General features: G+C 35.6%; 12 protein-coding genes. 6 read left to right on the forward strand and 6 right to left on the reverse strand.

Going from position 1 to position 16,004, the window contains the following annotated elements:
* Positions 1 to 44: 44 nt before the first annotated feature.
* Positions 45 to 1,484 carry a YjgP/YjgQ family permease gene (locus HOG71_05275; protein ID MBT5990245.1) on the reverse strand — a complete coding sequence of 480 codons (1,440 nt, stop codon included), beginning with the start codon at positions 1,482 to 1,484 and terminating at the stop codon, positions 45 to 47.
* A gap of 197 nt (positions 1,485 to 1,681) precedes the next feature.
* Here HOG71_05275 and secA point away from each other — a divergent pair, with 197 nt between their 5' ends.
* From secA to HOG71_05300, 5 genes are read left to right on the forward strand one after another with little or no spacing between them, the layout of a single operon-like run.
* Positions 1,682 to 4,999 carry a preprotein translocase subunit SecA gene (secA, locus tag HOG71_05280; GenBank protein ID MBT5990246.1) on the forward strand — a complete coding sequence of 1,106 codons (3,318 nt, stop codon included), beginning with the start codon at positions 1,682 to 1,684 and terminating at the stop codon, positions 4,997 to 4,999.
* Positions 4,989 to 5,651 carry a deoxyribose-phosphate aldolase gene (gene deoC / locus HOG71_05285; protein MBT5990247.1) on the forward strand — a complete coding sequence of 221 codons (663 nt, stop codon included), beginning with the start codon at positions 4,989 to 4,991 and terminating at the stop codon, positions 5,649 to 5,651. Before secA ends, deoC begins: the two co-directional genes overlap by 11 nt.
* Before the next feature lie 10 nt (positions 5,652 to 5,661).
* On the forward strand, positions 5,662 to 6,114 hold the full coding sequence (locus HOG71_05290) for an SPOR domain-containing protein (protein MBT5990248.1): 453 nt from the start codon (positions 5,662 to 5,664) through the stop codon (positions 6,112 to 6,114).
* A complete protein-coding gene (locus HOG71_05295; protein MBT5990249.1) occupies positions 6,098 to 7,279 on the forward strand; it encodes an amidohydrolase in 1,182 nt (393 codons plus the stop codon). Before HOG71_05290 ends, HOG71_05295 begins: the two co-directional genes overlap by 17 nt.
* A complete protein-coding gene (locus HOG71_05300; GenBank protein MBT5990250.1) occupies positions 7,272 to 8,528 on the forward strand; it encodes a hypothetical protein in 1,257 nt (418 codons plus the stop codon). The genes HOG71_05295 and HOG71_05300 overlap by 8 nt, the downstream gene beginning before the upstream one ends.
* A 5-nt stretch (positions 8,529 to 8,533) precedes the next feature.
* Here HOG71_05300 and HOG71_05305 read toward each other — a convergent pair whose 3' ends face one another.
* The 3 genes from HOG71_05305 to HOG71_05315 all read right to left on the reverse strand — a co-directional run bounded on the left by HOG71_05305 (position 8,534) and on the right by HOG71_05315 (position 10,616).
* The gene (locus HOG71_05305; protein ID MBT5990251.1) at positions 8,534 to 8,929 is read right to left on the reverse strand and encodes a hypothetical protein; all 396 of its coding nucleotides are present in this window, start codon (positions 8,927 to 8,929) and stop codon (positions 8,534 to 8,536) included.
* Between the two features lie 83 nt (positions 8,930 to 9,012).
* Positions 9,013 to 9,888 carry a nucleoside phosphorylase gene (locus HOG71_05310; GenBank protein ID MBT5990252.1) on the reverse strand — a complete coding sequence of 292 codons (876 nt, stop codon included), beginning with the start codon at positions 9,886 to 9,888 and terminating at the stop codon, positions 9,013 to 9,015.
* Positions 9,889 to 10,037: 149 nt separating this feature from the next.
* On the reverse strand, positions 10,038 to 10,616 hold the full coding sequence (locus tag HOG71_05315; protein MBT5990253.1) for a sigma-70 family RNA polymerase sigma factor: 579 nt from the start codon (positions 10,614 to 10,616) through the stop codon (positions 10,038 to 10,040).
* Between the two features lie 367 nt (positions 10,617 to 10,983).
* On the opposite strand from HOG71_05315, the gene uvrA reads away from it, so the two are divergent.
* Positions 10,984 to 13,836: an excinuclease ABC subunit UvrA gene (gene uvrA, locus HOG71_05320; GenBank protein ID MBT5990254.1), complete on the forward strand. Its 2,853-nt coding sequence runs from the start codon at positions 10,984 to 10,986 to the stop codon at positions 13,834 to 13,836.
* A gap of 409 nt (positions 13,837 to 14,245) precedes the next feature.
* Here the strand turns inward: uvrA and HOG71_05325 are convergent, their stop codons facing one another.
* On the reverse strand, positions 14,246 to 15,067 hold the full coding sequence (locus HOG71_05325) for a 2,3,4,5-tetrahydropyridine-2,6-dicarboxylate N-succinyltransferase (GenBank protein MBT5990255.1): 822 nt from the start codon (positions 15,065 to 15,067) through the stop codon (positions 14,246 to 14,248).
* 8 nt (positions 15,068 to 15,075) lie between these two features.
* Positions 15,076 to 16,004 (reverse strand): hypothetical protein (locus HOG71_05330; protein MBT5990256.1); only part of this gene is annotated, 929 nt, incomplete at its 5' end.

Genomic DNA, 16,004 nt, shown 5'->3' on the forward strand with positions numbered 1-16,004 from the left:
TTGTAAAAGATTATTCGATCTGTAATTTGCAAAATTAAAGGAATTTAGATTTGGTCACTGTTTATTTTTAATTTGTTTGCAATCCATTCCATGAAACGTTCATATTTTTCATTGCTAAATAAAACGGAATCTGAATTTGCCTTGAAGGTTAGGAAAATAGCAACAGGTGTAAGCACAAAAACAGGCAACCACATTCCAAACCAAGGGTCTACAATTAATTGCTTGGAAAGCTTTTCACCAGTCATTGAAATAACATGAAAAGAAATGAAAAGAAAAATGGAAACTACTGTAGGCATGCCCAATCCCCCTTTTCGAATAATAGCCCCCATGGGAGCACCAATTAGAAACAAGAGTAGTATAACAATTGATAGAATAATCTTTCTATGCCATTCAATTTGATAACCAACCATGGCAACATTTAAAACGTTGAGGGTACTTGCAGGAGATCCCACCAAATGCTTGGCAGTTCTCGAATTTGCAAGTGCTCTTCTATAAATCAATTCTTTATCTTTAAGTTGAAACTGAACAAGCATACTATCCATATTCATAATCAAGCTATCATCGGAAATTCCCATAAATGAGCTGTCTTTCAGAAAATAAAGGTATGGCCTTAGGTATTCGCGGGTTTTAGGCTTCAACTCTTCCATCTCTATTCTTACAGAATCTTGCTTATTCGTTAATTCGCCCATATTGAGCATTTTAAAATTGCCTTTAAACAATTGCACATCCGAACGGTCGAATTTGAAAGATGATAGATCAAAAACAATTTGATATTCTTCAAAACCCAGCTGACTATGAGGTAATGTTTGGTGTGAGTTTTTTAAAGTTCGGATTTCTTCATAACGATGTCCATTGTATAGCGTTAAACTCAGTAAATTTTCCTCCTCATTATGTTTCATTTTTCCCTTCTCTGCTCGAATTACAATTAAATTTTCCGATCCGGTAGTATGGTCATAAATCAGTACATCATAAATATCTTCACCATTTTTATCCTTTTGACCAACACGAATATTGTATTGATCTATTCCATTATAAAAAAGACCATCTTTTAAGTCAAAGGAGGGTTTTTTTTCTTGTACATCATACAGCAAGGTGCCAAATTTTAAATTAGCATTAGGAAGTGTATAATTTGAAAAAAGAAAAGCACCTGCCCCAATAAAAAGCATGCTGAAGAAAAGAGGCGAAATAACGCGAACCAGTGAAACGCCTGAGGATTTATATGCCATGAGCTCGTTGTTTTCTGCCAATCCGCCAAAGGTCATGATGGAGGAGAGTAAAACAGCAAGAGGAAGAGCTAATGGAACCAAGTGAGCTGAAGCATAAAAAAGCAATTCTGCAATGATATACCATTCCAGACCTTTCCCTGCCAATTCGTCAACATATTTCCATAGAAACTGCATTACGAGAACAAACAGGGCTATAAAAAAGGTAATTATAAATGGACCTGTGTAATGTCTAAATGATAATTTTATAAGTTTTCTCACGAATCTGTTTATGCAAAAACAGGTGCAATTTAGGTCATTCCTATCTATTTTGCTTCTATGACAACAGCTTTAATGGTATAGTTGTTGTCAATTCAGCATTCTTGTTAATGATCGAGCTCAGGTTAATACAGAATGTTTAATTTTGCTTCATTATAAATGATGGTTTTTATTAAAATACAGCGAATCAAAAAATTACAATGTCGAATACTCTAGCCAAGGTTCTAACCTCAGTGTTTGGAAACAAGTCTGACAGGGATGTAAAGTCAGCAACGCCTTTAGTAATTAAAATTAATGAGGCATATGAGAAATTCCACTCCTATTCGGATGATGAGATAAGAGAGAATACTACGAAATTCAGAAATCAAATTCAAGAGCATCTGAATTCAATTGATGATAAAATTAGTACAATTAAGAACTCAATTGATACGGATCTGGATATGCAACCAGAGGATAAGGAAGAATTGTATCGTAATATAGATAAGCTTGAAAAAGAAAGAAATGAGGAACTTGAAAAAGTACTAAAGCAAGTACTTCCTGAGGCATTTGCCACAATGAAGCAAGTTTCCAAGAGGCTTACAGAAAATAAACAATTGGTTGTTACAGCCAATGATAGGGATAAGGAATTAGCTGTTTCTAAAGATTATGTAAAGATACAAGGTGATCAGGCGACTTATGCTAATGAGTGGGATGCTGCAGGTGGATTAATCAAATGGGAAATGGTTCATTATGATGTTCAGCTGATTGGAGGAGTTGTTCTTCACGAAGGTAAAATTGCTGAAATGGCAACTGGTGAAGGAAAAACGCTGGTATCTACTTTAGCAGCATACTTAAATGCACTTTCAGGACGGGGAGTTCATATAGTTACGGTGAATGATTATTTAGCCAGACGTGACTGTGAATGGAATGGGCCTTTATATGAATTTTTAGGTATTCGTGTTGATTGCATAGAATATCACAAACCCAATTCGTCAGAGAGAAGAAATGCTTATTTGGCTGATATTACCTATGGAACAAATAACGAGTTTGGTTTTGATTATTTGAGAGATAACATGGCCAGAAATCCAGAAGATTTAGTTCAGCGCAAACACCATTATGCCATGGTTGATGAGGTTGACTCTGTTTTGGTTGATGATGCTCGTACTCCCTTAATTATTTCAGGACCTACTTCAAACACTGAAAAAGATCAGGAAACATTTTTAGAGCTAAAGCCAAGAGTTGAAAAACTGCTAAAGTACCAAAAGGAATATGTAAACAAAGCTTTGAATATTGCCAAATCTGCACTATCTAAATCTTTGGATCATAAAGAAACAAGCGAACCAGCTATGATGCTGTTGCGAGCGTTTCGAGGTCTACCTAAAAACAAAGCAACTATCAAATTTTTAAGTGAATCTGGGATTAGGAGTTATATGCAGAAAGTTGAAAATTATTTTATGCAAGAGCAATCAAAGCATATGCCTGAAATAGACAAGGAACTGTATTTTGTAATTGATGAGAAAAATAATTCCATTGAGCTTACCGATATGGGAATTGAAACAATTACTTCTCAAGGCGAGGATCCTACATTTTTTGTTTTGCCAGATGTAGGAGCTGAAATTTCGGCTATTGATGATTCTGAATTACCCGATAATGAAAAGATATCCCAGAAGGACACGCTTTTAAAAGAATTTTCGCTTAAGTCAGAACGAATTCATGTTATCAATCAACTACTAAAAGCGTATACACTTTTTGAAAAGGATGTAGAATATATTATTGGCGAGAATAGAATTAAGATTGTTGATGAACAAACAGGACGTGTTCTTGAAGGAAGGAGATATTCTGATGGATTGCATCAGGCTATAGAAGCTAAAGAAAATGTTAAGATTGAGAAACTGACTCAAACCTATGCAACCATCACCTTGCAGAATTATTTCAGGATGTATCACAAACTTTGTGGCATGACAGGTACTGCTGAAACCGAAGCAGGTGAATTCTGGCAAATATATAAATTGGATGTGGTAGTTATTCCAACAAACAGACCGATTGTTCGTGATGATAAAGATGATTTGATATATAAAACTGTTCGCGAAAAATACAATGCTGTTGTTGACGAAATAGAGCAATTAGTGAATGCTGGAAGGCCGATTTTAGTGGGAACAACTTCCGTAGAAATTTCAGAATTATTAAGTAAAATTCTGACCAGAAAAAAAATTAAACACAATGTGTTGAATGCCAAGCAGCACCAACGTGAAGCTGATATTGTTGCTGAAGCAGGACAGGCAGGAGCTGTAACCATTGCGACCAATATGGCAGGAAGGGGAACTGACATTAAACTTCGCGAAGGAGTTGTTGCATCAGGTGGTTTAGCCATTATTGGAACCGAAAGGCATGATTCACGAAGAACGGATCGGCAGTTACGAGGTCGTGCGGGTCGACAAGGGGATCCAGGTTCATCACAGTTTTATGTGAGTTTGGAAGATAATTTAATGCGTTTATTTGGTTCGGAACGAATTGCTAAATACATGGACCGACTGGGCTTGAAAGATGGTGATGTCATTCAACATTCCATGATATCGAAAAGTATCGAACGCGCTCAAAAGAAAGTCGAAGAAAATAACTTTGGTATTCGTAAACGTTTATTGGAGTATGATGATGTAATGAACAGCCAACGTGAAGTTATTTATACACGTAGAAGAAATGCACTTTATGGCGACAGACTGGAAGTTGACATTAACAATATGTTGAGGGACTTTTGCGATGACGTTATTGATGTGAACAGAAATGAAGGTGATTTTGACTCATTCAGCTTAGATGTTGTTCGCTATTTTGCGACTCAAAGTCAAATTACTGCAGATGAATTTAAAGAAGAGAAGCAGCATATATTAGCTGACAAACTATTTGTAAATTTGAAGGAAGCTTACAACAGGAAGGTTAATGCAATTGCAGAAAAAGCATTTCCTGTTATAAAAAGAGTTTATGAAGACAGAGGCAAGGTGCTTAAATATATTGTGGTTCCTTTTTCTGATGGAAAGAAAGCTGTTGATGTATTAGTAGATCTGGAAAAAGCCTATAAGTCGAAGGGAAAAGAAATTTTAAAGTCATTTGAAAAAATGACAACCTTATCACTTATTGATGATTTTTGGAAAGAACATTTACGTGAACTGGATGATCTGAAGCAAAGTGTTCAAAATGTGACTTATGAGCAGAAAGATCCAATCTTAATTTACAAACTGGAGTCTTTTAAACTCTTTGAAACTGTTTTGGGAAAAGTTAGTCGCGAAGTTCTTCCAATGATTTTCAAAGGAGATATATTAACACAAGATCCTGACGATGTATCAGAAGGAACAGCAAAACGAGGAGCAGGATTAAGCAATTTAAAGGAATCGAGACCTCAGGATTTTGAAGGTACTAAGCCACCTGTTGGAGCTACCAATGCAGAAGAAAGGAAAGTACCGGTTAGAGTGGAAAAGAAAGTGGGTCGAAATGATCCATGCCCATGTGGGAGTGGGAAAAAATACAAAAGTTGCCATGGAGAATAAAGAAGAGAAACCTATATCACAATATATTGAGCATACGTTGCTTAAAGCTGATGCAACAAAAGCAGATATTGAAAAACTTTGTGAAGAAGCAATTGAAAATGATTTTGCTGGTGTTTGTGTTCCACCTTATTATGTAAAAGCGGCTAGTGCAGCGCTTCTTGAAAAGAAACCTAAAGTGATTACTGTTGTTGGTTTTCCCTTGGGTTATAATTTGATAGCCGCAAAAGTGGAGGAAAGCCGCAAGGCAATTGAAGAAGGAGCCGATGAAATTGATATGGTTATGAATGTAGCTGCTTTTAAAAGTGGTGATTTTAGTCATGTTAAAGATGGCATTGAGAGTGTCGCAACATTTTGTCGCCTTAAAGCAAAACCATTGAAAGTGATTATTGAAACTGGATACCTTAGTAAAGAAGAAATTGTTAAAGCTTGCGAAATATGTGCTGAGGTGGAAGTTGATTATGTTAAAACATCCACTGGGTACAACGGTGGTGCCACGGTAGAAGATATTCAATTAATGAGAGAGAATTTGCCTGCTAAAATAAAGCTAAAGGCTTCAGGCGGAATTCGGGATAGAAAATTTGCTGAGGCATTAATAAAGGCTGGTGCTGATCGATTAGGAACATCTGCAGGTATTCAAATCATTAAATCTTAAAAATAAGAAAATGATAAACCGTTCCCTTTTACTAATGTTATTTATTTTGGCAGCCCAATTTGTCTCTGCCCAAACTGATTCTTTTCAAGGCATTAAAAAAGGTGAAGTTGCTATTTTTCGTGATGTGAGGCTGGATACACTGGTTCAAAGAATTTATGTTGAAAATGAAGATTTGCCTCAAATCAATGGCTATCGCATTCAGATTTATTCCGGTTCGAAACGAACGATTGCCAATCAGGTTAAGGCTGCTTTTATGGTTGAGTATCGAGAGGAGAGAGCTTATTTAAGCTATATCCAACCCTATTTTAAAGTTAGAGTTGGGAATTTTCGATCAAAAGCAGAAGCAATTAAGCTTTATGAATCATTAAGAGAGAATGAAAAGTTTAAGGCAGTTTTAATTGTAGTAGATAAAATTGACCTGCCTGAATTATTAGAATATCCTTTAGATGAAATCAAAGATTAATCAACTTGCAAATGCATTTTTTCCTGCAGTTGTTCAACAGCGGAGATATTTACATGCAAATCCGGAGCTTTCTTTTGATGAAGTAAATACCCATGCTTTCATTGCCAATGAACTTAAGAAATTAAATATTCCATTTGAAAAGGTTGCAGGAAATGGTTTGCTTGGATTTATAGAAGGTAAAAATAGGTCGAACATTATAGCATTACGCGCTGACATGGATGCTCTTCCTATTCAAGAAAAAAATGATTTTGATTTTTGCTCAACCAATATCGGTGTTATGCATGCTTGTGGTCACGATATGCATATGGCCAGTTTATTAGGTGCTGCAAAAATATTAATGCAAATAAAGGATGAGTTGAACGGAAGTGTGAAGCTCATTTTTCAACCTGCAGAAGAAAAAATACCTGGTGGTGCAAAAGCCATGATAGAGGCAGGGGTGTTGAGCAATCCTGATGTAGATTTCATATTCGGACAACATGTTTTGCCAGAGCTTGAAAGTGGCAAAATCGGACTAAAAGCAGGGCCTTTTATGGCTTCCAGCGATGAAATTTATATAACAATTAAGGGGAAAGGTGGGCATGCTGCCATGCCTTGGAAACTTATCGATCCAATAAAAATTGCTTCTCAGTTAGTATTGAATCTTCAGCAAGTAAGTGAAAGTTTGGCTCCTTCGAATATTCCTACCGTTATATCAATTGGGCGTTTTATTGGTGATGGTGCAAACAATGTAATTCCTGAGGAAGTGAAACTAGATGGAACTTTCAGAACTTTTGATGAAAAATGGAGGAAGCAAGCACACGATCATATCAGACGTATTGCCACTGAGACTGCAGAAGCCCAGGGCGCTACGGTTGAAGTTGAAATTCGAAATGGCTATCCTTCATTATTCAATAATGAGCTTTTATATGAAGAGGTAAAAAAAGCAGCTTATGATTATTTGGGAGTTGAGCAGGTCGAAGATTTAGACCTCCGAATGACAGCCGAAGATTTTGCCTATTTTGCAAAAGAAAAACCAGCAGTTTTCTATCGATTAGGCGTATTCAATAAAGACATGAAGAACACATCTCCTCTTCATTCGGCCACTTTTAATCCAGATGAAAAAGCATTGATAACTGCTATAGGTTTCATGGCTTATTTAGCCTACTTCAAGTTATTGCATGCATAAGTTTATGTTAAAATATCGTTTGTCGATTCTGAGTTTGTTCTTGTTTTTGACTGGATTTGCTCAAGAAATTCCATTCGATAGTTTTTCAAAAAAAGGTTGTTTCACTCACGAGATGACGAAAATCAACTTAAGTCGCTTTGTTCAAGGACGAAACCCTATTTATAGAAATAGTACTTCCTTAGCCGAAGATGATTATTATATTATTCCCTGTGTGGTTCATGTTATTCATGATGGTGGTATAGAGAATATTTCTGATGAAATGATCAAAAGCCAGATTGCTGTATTAAATGAAGATTTTGGACATTATGGTTCTCACAATATTGATGTAAGAGGTGAGGATGCAAAAATTAGATTTTGTCTTGCATCAAAAGATCCAAATGGCCTAAAAACTTCAGGCATTGTTCGGCTGCAGTCAAGTTATGCCGATTTAGACTCTAAAGATGAAATGTCGACCAAAGATTTAAGTTATTGGGATCCGCATAAATATCTAAATTTTTGGATTGTAAAATCAATTGATAAAGATCCAAAATTGCTAGGCTATGCATATCGTCCTACTCAGTCAGGTGGGCCTGATTTTAATGGTGATGGCATTGTTATTACCTATAAATATTTTGGGAGAACAGGCACAGGATTTAATAATCTGGGTAGAACCTGTACACACGAAGTCGGACATTATTTCGATCTGATGCATGTGTGGGGAGGCGATGAAAATGGGGAAGGTGATTGTAAAGATGATGATGGGATTTTTGATACCCCAAACTGTTCATCCACTTTTTTTTCACATCCTACAAACTCCTGTCCGCACCCAAATCAATGCAATAATACACGATTGATTGAAGATTTTATGGATTATTCCTATGATGCTTGTATGAAGCTTTTTACAGCAGGACAAAATGATAGAATGCGCTTAATTATTCAAACGCATCGATCCGAATTGGTAAGCTATGATAATTTGGTGAATGCAGGTTGTATCAACGAATATGACTCGCTAAATTCGAACTCAAGGGTTGATATTAGAAGTTCTCCGGCACAACGACAAATTGTATTCGAAACACATTACAGCCGAGGTTCATCTGATTTATTATTTAATGTTTATGATGTTTCGGGAGCTTTGCTGAAAGAAGAAAAAATAAGTGGAATTGGCAAAAATTCAGTGCCCTATAATTTAATTGAGTTTCGCCCTGGTATTTATATAATTAAGGGATCTTTTGCTGGAGAAAATTTCTATCACAAGGTGTTAATATATTAGCTTTTTTATTGTAAATCAGCTTCAGTTATTATAAAAGTGGATTTATATATTGTTTCAGAAATCATCTCAATATCCCAATTCTCACTATCACTTAGTTTTTTAATAAGCAAACGCCCGCTTTTGCTATAAATACTGTAGCATTCCCAAGGTTGTATTGCAGCAAAATTGTAAGTATTTGTATCAAAATCTTTAGCCTCTGAAACAAACCTGTTTAAGTGTAGTGCCTCAGTGTGCAAAAGTGTATTAAAACTTGGAATTTGTATTGAAGCACGACCCTGCTGGATAATAATTGTATCAAAAGATTGATTGCTAGTATATCTACTAATATAAACTTCACGTTCACAAGAGAGTAATATAAATGTTAGCAATGGAAAAATAAAAAGAGCTATAAGTTTATTCATGACAAGTTTATTTAGCAATGCTAAAACTAAACTATCTCAGATTTATTGTATAGAACTCAGGTGAAATAGTTTAAAAGAATAGACTAAAGTGTAATAGCAATATCTAACACTTTAACAGCCAACTCTTCCATCCTATCAGAATAATTTATGGAAGCAACACCTGTTGCTCGATTTGCCAAAACCAAGTCAACTGTAATGGCATGATGCCCCAATAGTTTCGACAAACCATAAATAGCTGAGGTTTCCATTTCAAAATTCAGAATTTTTTGATCCTCATAATGGAATTTTGCCAAACAATCGTTTAAGCCAGGATAGGCTAATGGGGCACGCACGCTTCGTCCCTGCGGGCCGAAAAACCCAGGAGCTGTAATGGTTATGCCATGGTAAAAGTCGTTCTCAAAACGTTTTTGAAGTTCCTTAGAGCATGCATATAGGTAAAAAGAGATTTTGCTTTCATGCTGATGTAAATGTGCCTTCAATTTATCATAAATACGTTTTTCATCAGTCGTATATTTTCCTTGGTAAAACTTCAGCAAATTATCAAATCCTAAACCATAATCAGATACTATAAATGAGTTAACTGGAATTTCGGCATGCAATGTTCCGCAAGTGCCAATTCGAATAAAATTCAGTGATGTTAGTTTTTCTTTAAGTGTCCGATTTTCCAAATCTACATTAACAAGAGCATCTAATTCGTTCAGTACAATGTCAATGTTATCGGGTCCAATTCCTGTAGAAACTACGCTTATTCTTTTGCCTTTGTAAAAACCTGTATGTGTGTAGAACTCACGCTTATTTTTTTTGATTTCTATACGATCAAAAAACCGGCTAATAAGCGGAACCCTGTCTTTATCTCCAACTAAAATAATGGTATCAGCAATATCTTCAGGCTTGAGATTTAAATGATAAACACTTCTGTCATCATTAAGAATAAGCTCTGATTCTGGAATATACTTCATAATTAAACCCTTTGGCTAATACGAAGATAGAAGAAATCACTTAATGATTGCAAATTGCAAAATGACAGTTTGAACCTATGTATGAAAATAATAAGCGTTGATGAGTGGAAGATAACTGGCCTACCCTAACATATCGGCAGTACAGAAAACTATATATTGATATTGTGTTTAACCAACATTTTCCTCAGATTCAGCAATGCGTAACGCATTCTTCCCAATGAAGTATTGATGCTTACATTGGTTAAATCGGATATTTCCTTGAAACTCAAATCAGCATAATGTCGTAAAATCAAAACTTCCTTTTGTTCTTTTGGCAGACTTTGAATAAGCTTTTTCAAAACGCTTATTGTTTCGTCATGAATGATCTCATCTTCACGATTATACTGAACAATTTTTAAAGATGCCATCAAATCGTTTCCACTGCTATCAGTAATCAGTGGCATTTTCTTGACCTTCCTAAAATGATCAATAACCAAGTTTCTGGCAATGCGCACAACCCATTGGTAAAACTTGCCTTCTTCTTTGTATTTCCCGCTTTTCAGGGTATTAATCACTTTAACAAAGGTGTCTTGAAAAACATCTTCCGCCAATGCACGATCCTTGATAAGAAATAAAATGTAGGAAAATAATTTGCTCTGGTGACGATTAATAATTTGTCTTAAACAATTCTCATCTCCATTCAAATAGTTTTGAATGAGCATTTCGTCACTAATAATGGCTTTACGCATACCTCTACAGTTTTAGGTGTGAAAAAACTATGTGTTACTTAGTGTAGAGGTTGTTCGAATGGTGAAATTTAGAGGTTATTAAATACTAATTTAGACTACCAATATACAACATTAATTAACGGAAACCAAGACTTTTGTCAATAAATTTGTTTAGCTCCACTAAACAAGTGTTTCACTGCTTTTCCCCTGCAGTTTTCTTTTTAGTTTTATATTATGTTTTGTGAACATATTAACAGGCTCTAAATGTTTAGTTCTGAAAAAGTTAGGGTGTTGCAGGAAGTGATTAATTCATTTAAAAAGTAATTAATTCGCGCAAAGCATATACTGTTGGTTTGCTGAAGCTTTGTTAAATTTGCTGTTCGAAATTATGCCGCAAAAAATAGTTGAAACATATAAGAATACCAGAGATTTAGAAGGTTTAAGTCATAAATCCTATTTATTACTTAAGAATGGTCATCAAAATAATCTCAAGAATATTGATTTGGCAATACCCCACGGAAAATTGGTTGTTGTTACAGGAGTATCTGGTTCCGGAAAATCATCTTTAGCATTTGAAACATTATACGAAGAGGGTCGAAGAAGGTATGTCGAAAGTTTGTCGGCCTACATTCGTCAGTTTTTGGGAAAAATAAGAAAACCTTTAATAGACTATATTAAGGGATTGCCCCCAGCTATTGCCATTGAACAAAAAAGATCTACATCGAATTCTCGATCGACTGTAGGTACTGTAACTGAGATGTTTCACTATCTCAAATTGCTTTATGCCCGTTTGGGGAAAACCTATTCTCCTGTTTCTGGAAAAGAGGTAAAACGGCAACGTGTTGATGACATTGTTGATTTTCTGGTTAAGCAGAAAAAGGATTCTCAAATACGTATTTTAGCGGAATTGAAATTAAAAGAAGATAGACTTTGGCCGGAAGAGCTTGGTATTCTTCTTCAAAAAGGATTCTCAAGAATAGTAATTTCCAGTGAAGATTATGATATTGAAGATATATTATCCAGCTTGGAGGAAAAAACAATCAAGCCAGATTTATTAGATGCATTAGAATCAAATGCTTTTATTTTAATTGATCGTTTGATTTTAGATATTAGCGACAAGGATATTAATTTACGAGTTTCTGATTCAGTTCAAACGGCTTTGCACGAAGGGCACGGACGATGTTTGGTGCAACTGAATGGAAGTGAAAAATACAGTTTCTCCAATCAGTTTGAAGCAGATGGAATCATATTCGAAGAACCAACTCCTGATCTTTTTTCATATAATAGCCCTTACGGTGCTTGTGATGAATGTGGAGGATTTGGCGAAATACTTGGCATTGATGAGAACAAAGTAATTCTGAACAAGCAGCTTTCATTATATGATGGAGCAGTTATTTGTTGGGAAGGTGAGAAAATGAGTAAATGGAAAAAAGACTTTATTCGCTCTGCAGATAAAGTGAATTTTCCAATATTTAAACCTTATCAGGAGTTAACCGAAAAGGAAAAAGACCTTTTATGGGATGGGTTTGATGAAACGGAAGGTATTTATGATTTTTTCAACTACCTCGAAAGCAATACCTACAAAGTTCATTACCGAATTTTCTTATCACGTTTTAAAGGAAGAACACGTTGTAAATCCTGTAAAGGTACGCGCCTCCGAAAAGAAGCTACCTATGTAAAAATTGGAGGGAAACACATCGGAGAATTGTTGCAATTACCCGTTAGCGATTTAAAGGAATTCTTTGATCAGTTTTCCAAGGAAAATCTTAAAAATCCTATTGCTGAGCGATTACTACGTGAGATTAATTTGCGTTTGAACATGATGGTCAATGTGGGTTTAGGTTATTTGTCGCTGAATCGCACATCTCGCTCTTTGAGTGGAGGAGAAACACAACGAATACAATTGATTTATTCTTTAGGTAGTAATTTAACGGGAAGTTTATACATTTTAGATGAGCCAAGTATTGGTTTGCATCCTAAAGATACAGCCCAGTTAATTCAAGTATTAATTGGCCTGAGAGATTTGGGAAATACAGTTGTTGTGGTTGAGCATGATGAAGATATTATTCGGGCTGCTGACGAAATAATTGATTTAGGGCCACATGCTGGAAGGTTTGGTGGTAATATTATTTTTCAGGGAAATCATGAAAAAATAAAAAAGGAAGGTAGCGGTATAACAGCTCAATACCTAAATGGGGAATTGAAAATTCCAATAAGAAAGAAAATCACAGACTTTGAACATTTTATAGAAATAACAGGCGCATCTCAATACAATCTAAAAAATATTGATGTAAAAATCCCTTTGCAAGCCATAAGTGTGGTGACCGGAGTTTCTGGTTCAGGAAAAACAACATTGGTCAAGGAGGTTTTGTTTGAAAGCCTAAAGAATATTGGAGAATCATTAAAACCCGATGCTGTTAATTGTAAAGAAATTAGTGGACGCTTTGATAAAATAAGAAATATTGAATTTGTATCTCAGGATAGTATTGACAGATCGCGTAGATCTAATGCAATCACTTATTTAAAGATTTTTGATCATATCAGGGAGTTGATGTCTTCGCAGCAACTTTCAAAAATAAACGGCTACACACCTGCTTATTTTTCTTTCAATGTAGATGGTGGAAGATGCGAGGAGTGTAAGGGTGATGGGAAAATAGTTGTTGAAATGCAATTTGTGGCTGATATGAACCTGATTTGTGAAGAGTGTAAAGGCAAACGCTATAAGGACGATATTTTAGATGTCATGTATAATGGTAAAAATATCAGCGATATACTTAATATGACTATCAGTGAGGGAATGGAGTTTTTTGCTGATCAAAAAGCCATTATCAGTGGGCTCGAACCTTTAGTGCAGGTTGGATTGGATTATCTTCAACTTGGGCAACCCACTTCCACATTAAGTGGTGGTGAGGCACAACGATTAAAACTGGCCAGTTTTCTGGCTAAAGGATTGAAAAAAGCTGATCCTTCATTGTTTATTTTCGATGAACCAACTACTGGATTGCACTGGCACGACATCAATAAATTGCTGAATTCTTTCAATGCTCTTTTAGACATTGGTCATACTATATTAATAATAGAGCACAATCTGGAAATTATTAAGAATGCCGACTATCTCATTGATCTAGGCAAGGAAGGTGGAGAAGAAGGTGGCTATTTGGTTTATCAAGGACCTCCTGAAAAATTGATTGGAAATAAAGATTCATATACAGCCAAATACCTGAAAAGCAAACTAAATTAGTGTATACGCCTCAGTTGGTGTTATCACCAACGGTTTTCTGGATTGTCATTTTGTTGGTGATAACACCAACAAGGGCAAAAGGATTGAGATTAAAACTTTGTCGACAACCGCGGTCAATAGGTTTCCCATGCTAAAAGTTCTCACTCAACTCTGGTTTAAGTTTGCAACTTAAACCTTTTATTTATCTGCAATTTTGGTTTATTCATTATTCGCCCATTTGCAAACTTTAGCTAGGATTGGTTTTTATACTTTCAGACCACACAGGTTTAGCCTTTTACGCCTCAGTTGGTGTTATCACCAACGGTTTTCTAGATTATCATTTTGTTGGTGATAATACCAACAAAGGCAGAATTTGCAAACTTGAGCTAGGATTGGTATGCTAAAAGTTCCTGTGAGTTTTAAAAGCAATTTATACAGCCACCCCAAACTCCCTCAATGCATCATTCAAAGAAGTTTTTAAATCAGTTGAGGCTTTTCGTTTGCCGATGATCAAAGCACATTGCACCTGATATTCTCCTGCAGGAAATTTTTTGGGATAAGAGCCTGGGATAACTACTGATCTGGCAGGAATTCTACCTTTCAACTCAATAGGTTTATCTCCACTTACATCAATAATTTTTGTCGATTTTGTAATAACAACATTGGCTCCAAGCACTGCTTCTTTTTCAATATGAACTCCTTCTACAACTATGCTTCGCGAACCAATAAAGCAGCCATCTTCAATAATAACCGGAGCTGCTTGAACAGGTTCCAAAACACCACCAATTCCAACACCTCCACTGAGATGAACATTCTTTCCTATTTGAGCACAAGAACCAACAGTGGCCCAGGTATCTATCATGCTACCTTCGTCAACAAAAGCACCAATATTCACATAAGATGGCATAAGTATTACACCTGCTGAAATATAGGCACCATATCGAGCAACAGCATGAGGCACCACCCGTATTCCTAATTCAGCATAATTCGATTTTAATGGAATTTTATCATGGAATTCCATTGGGCCGGCATGTGAAGATGACATTTTTGAAATTGGGAAGTAGAGAATAACAGCTTTTTTGATCCACTCATTTACGATCCAACCGTCTGCATTGGGTTCTGCCACACGCAGTTTACCTTTATCCAATAGTTCGATAACTGAGAGAATATCTTCTTTGCTTTTTTCATTATTCAATAAGCTTCTGTTTTCCCAGCTTGCTTCTATGCTTTTTTTTAAATCAGAAATATTCATGTTTTACATTAAAAGCGTGATAGATAAATTTTGTTGTCTTTTCCAGCTATCAGCTCCAGTTTACCATCTCCATTCATATCGAAAAATGTGAAGGGCGTATTGCATTCTACCGGAAAATTTCGCTCTGGAACACCATTGAGATCCGACATATATAACTTATTCATTCCCTTATTTACGTAGGCAAGTTGATAGTGGTCTTCAATTTTTAACAGTTTGGGATGGAATGTAGCAGGAGCTTCCAAGGAAAGTGAATATAGAATTTCTCCTTCTTTAGAGAATACAAGAAATGAACTTTGATCAACAAAAATTAAATCTTTTTCTTTGTCTGCATTCAAATCGACATAATCAAAAAACACCTCTTGACTAAAATTGCCGAATCGTTGCACCTCAACTGCATCAGTCATGCTGATAAAAAAAGTGTTTCCTGAAGTGTCAATTGATATAAGATAGGAGTCGTCATTGTCGACACCAAATCGCATTTGCAAAGGATTGCTGAATTTTGTTTGCAGGTAAATTTTCTTATTTATTTTATTTCCTTTTAAATCCCATCGATAAAAATTGCCCTTATCGGACACACCAAAAAACTGGGTTTTATTTGAGCGTACAAAATAGCGAATAGGGAAATTCAAATTTCCGCTAATTTCCTGTGGGCTCCAGCCAGACATTGGTTCTCCTCTGAGGTTGAAACCAAAAATATGATTCTTTTCTGTTCCTACAAAAATACGTGTATCTGTTTTACTTTTTTGATATAAACTTATTCCAGAACTTGCTTTTGCGCTTAAGCGAATAGGATAATTAGCTGTATTTCGACCCAATCTATCAATCAGTTGAAGGTGAGTTTCAGTTGTAAATAAATACTGTAGTTTTTTGTTTTTATAGAAATCTACCTGGTGAATATCGCCCACTATTTTGTTATCCAATTGTCTTTTCCATAGAA

The sequence above is a fragment of the Bacteroidota bacterium genome (assembly GCA_018698135.1).
Classification (GTDB): Bacteria; Bacteroidota; Bacteroidia; order CAILMK01; family JAAYUY01; genus JABINZ01.

What these genes read in the sequence shown, in the direction of transcription:
- HOG71_05310 (MBT5990252.1), bottom strand. Translation starts at nt 9,888, where the DNA reads ATGAAGTATATTCCAGAATCAGAGCTTATTCTTAATGATGACAGAAGT.
- HOG71_05305 (MBT5990251.1), bottom strand. Translation starts at nt 8,929, where the DNA reads ATGAATAAACTTATAGCTCTTTTTATTTTTCCATTGCTAACATTTATA.
- HOG71_05300 (MBT5990250.1), top strand. Translation starts at nt 7,272, where the DNA reads ATGCATAAGTTTATGTTAAAATATCGTTTGTCGATTCTGAGTTTGTTC.
- HOG71_05290 (MBT5990248.1), top strand. Translation starts at nt 5,662, where the DNA reads ATGATAAACCGTTCCCTTTTACTAATGTTATTTATTTTGGCAGCCCAA.
- HOG71_05315 (MBT5990253.1), bottom strand. Translation starts at nt 10,616, where the DNA reads ATGCGTAAAGCCATTATTAGTGACGAAATGCTCATTCAAAACTATTTG.
- uvrA (MBT5990254.1), top strand. Translation starts at nt 10,984, where the DNA reads ATGCCGCAAAAAATAGTTGAAACATATAAGAATACCAGAGATTTAGAA.
- HOG71_05295 (MBT5990249.1), top strand. Translation starts at nt 6,098, where the DNA reads ATGAAATCAAAGATTAATCAACTTGCAAATGCATTTTTTCCTGCAGTT.
- deoC (MBT5990247.1), top strand. Translation starts at nt 4,989, where the DNA reads ATGGAGAATAAAGAAGAGAAACCTATATCACAATATATTGAGCATACG.
- secA (MBT5990246.1), top strand. Translation starts at nt 1,682, where the DNA reads ATGTCGAATACTCTAGCCAAGGTTCTAACCTCAGTGTTTGGAAACAAG.
- HOG71_05325 (MBT5990255.1), bottom strand. Translation starts at nt 15,067, where the DNA reads ATGAATATTTCTGATTTAAAAAAAAGCATAGAAGCAAGCTGGGAAAAC.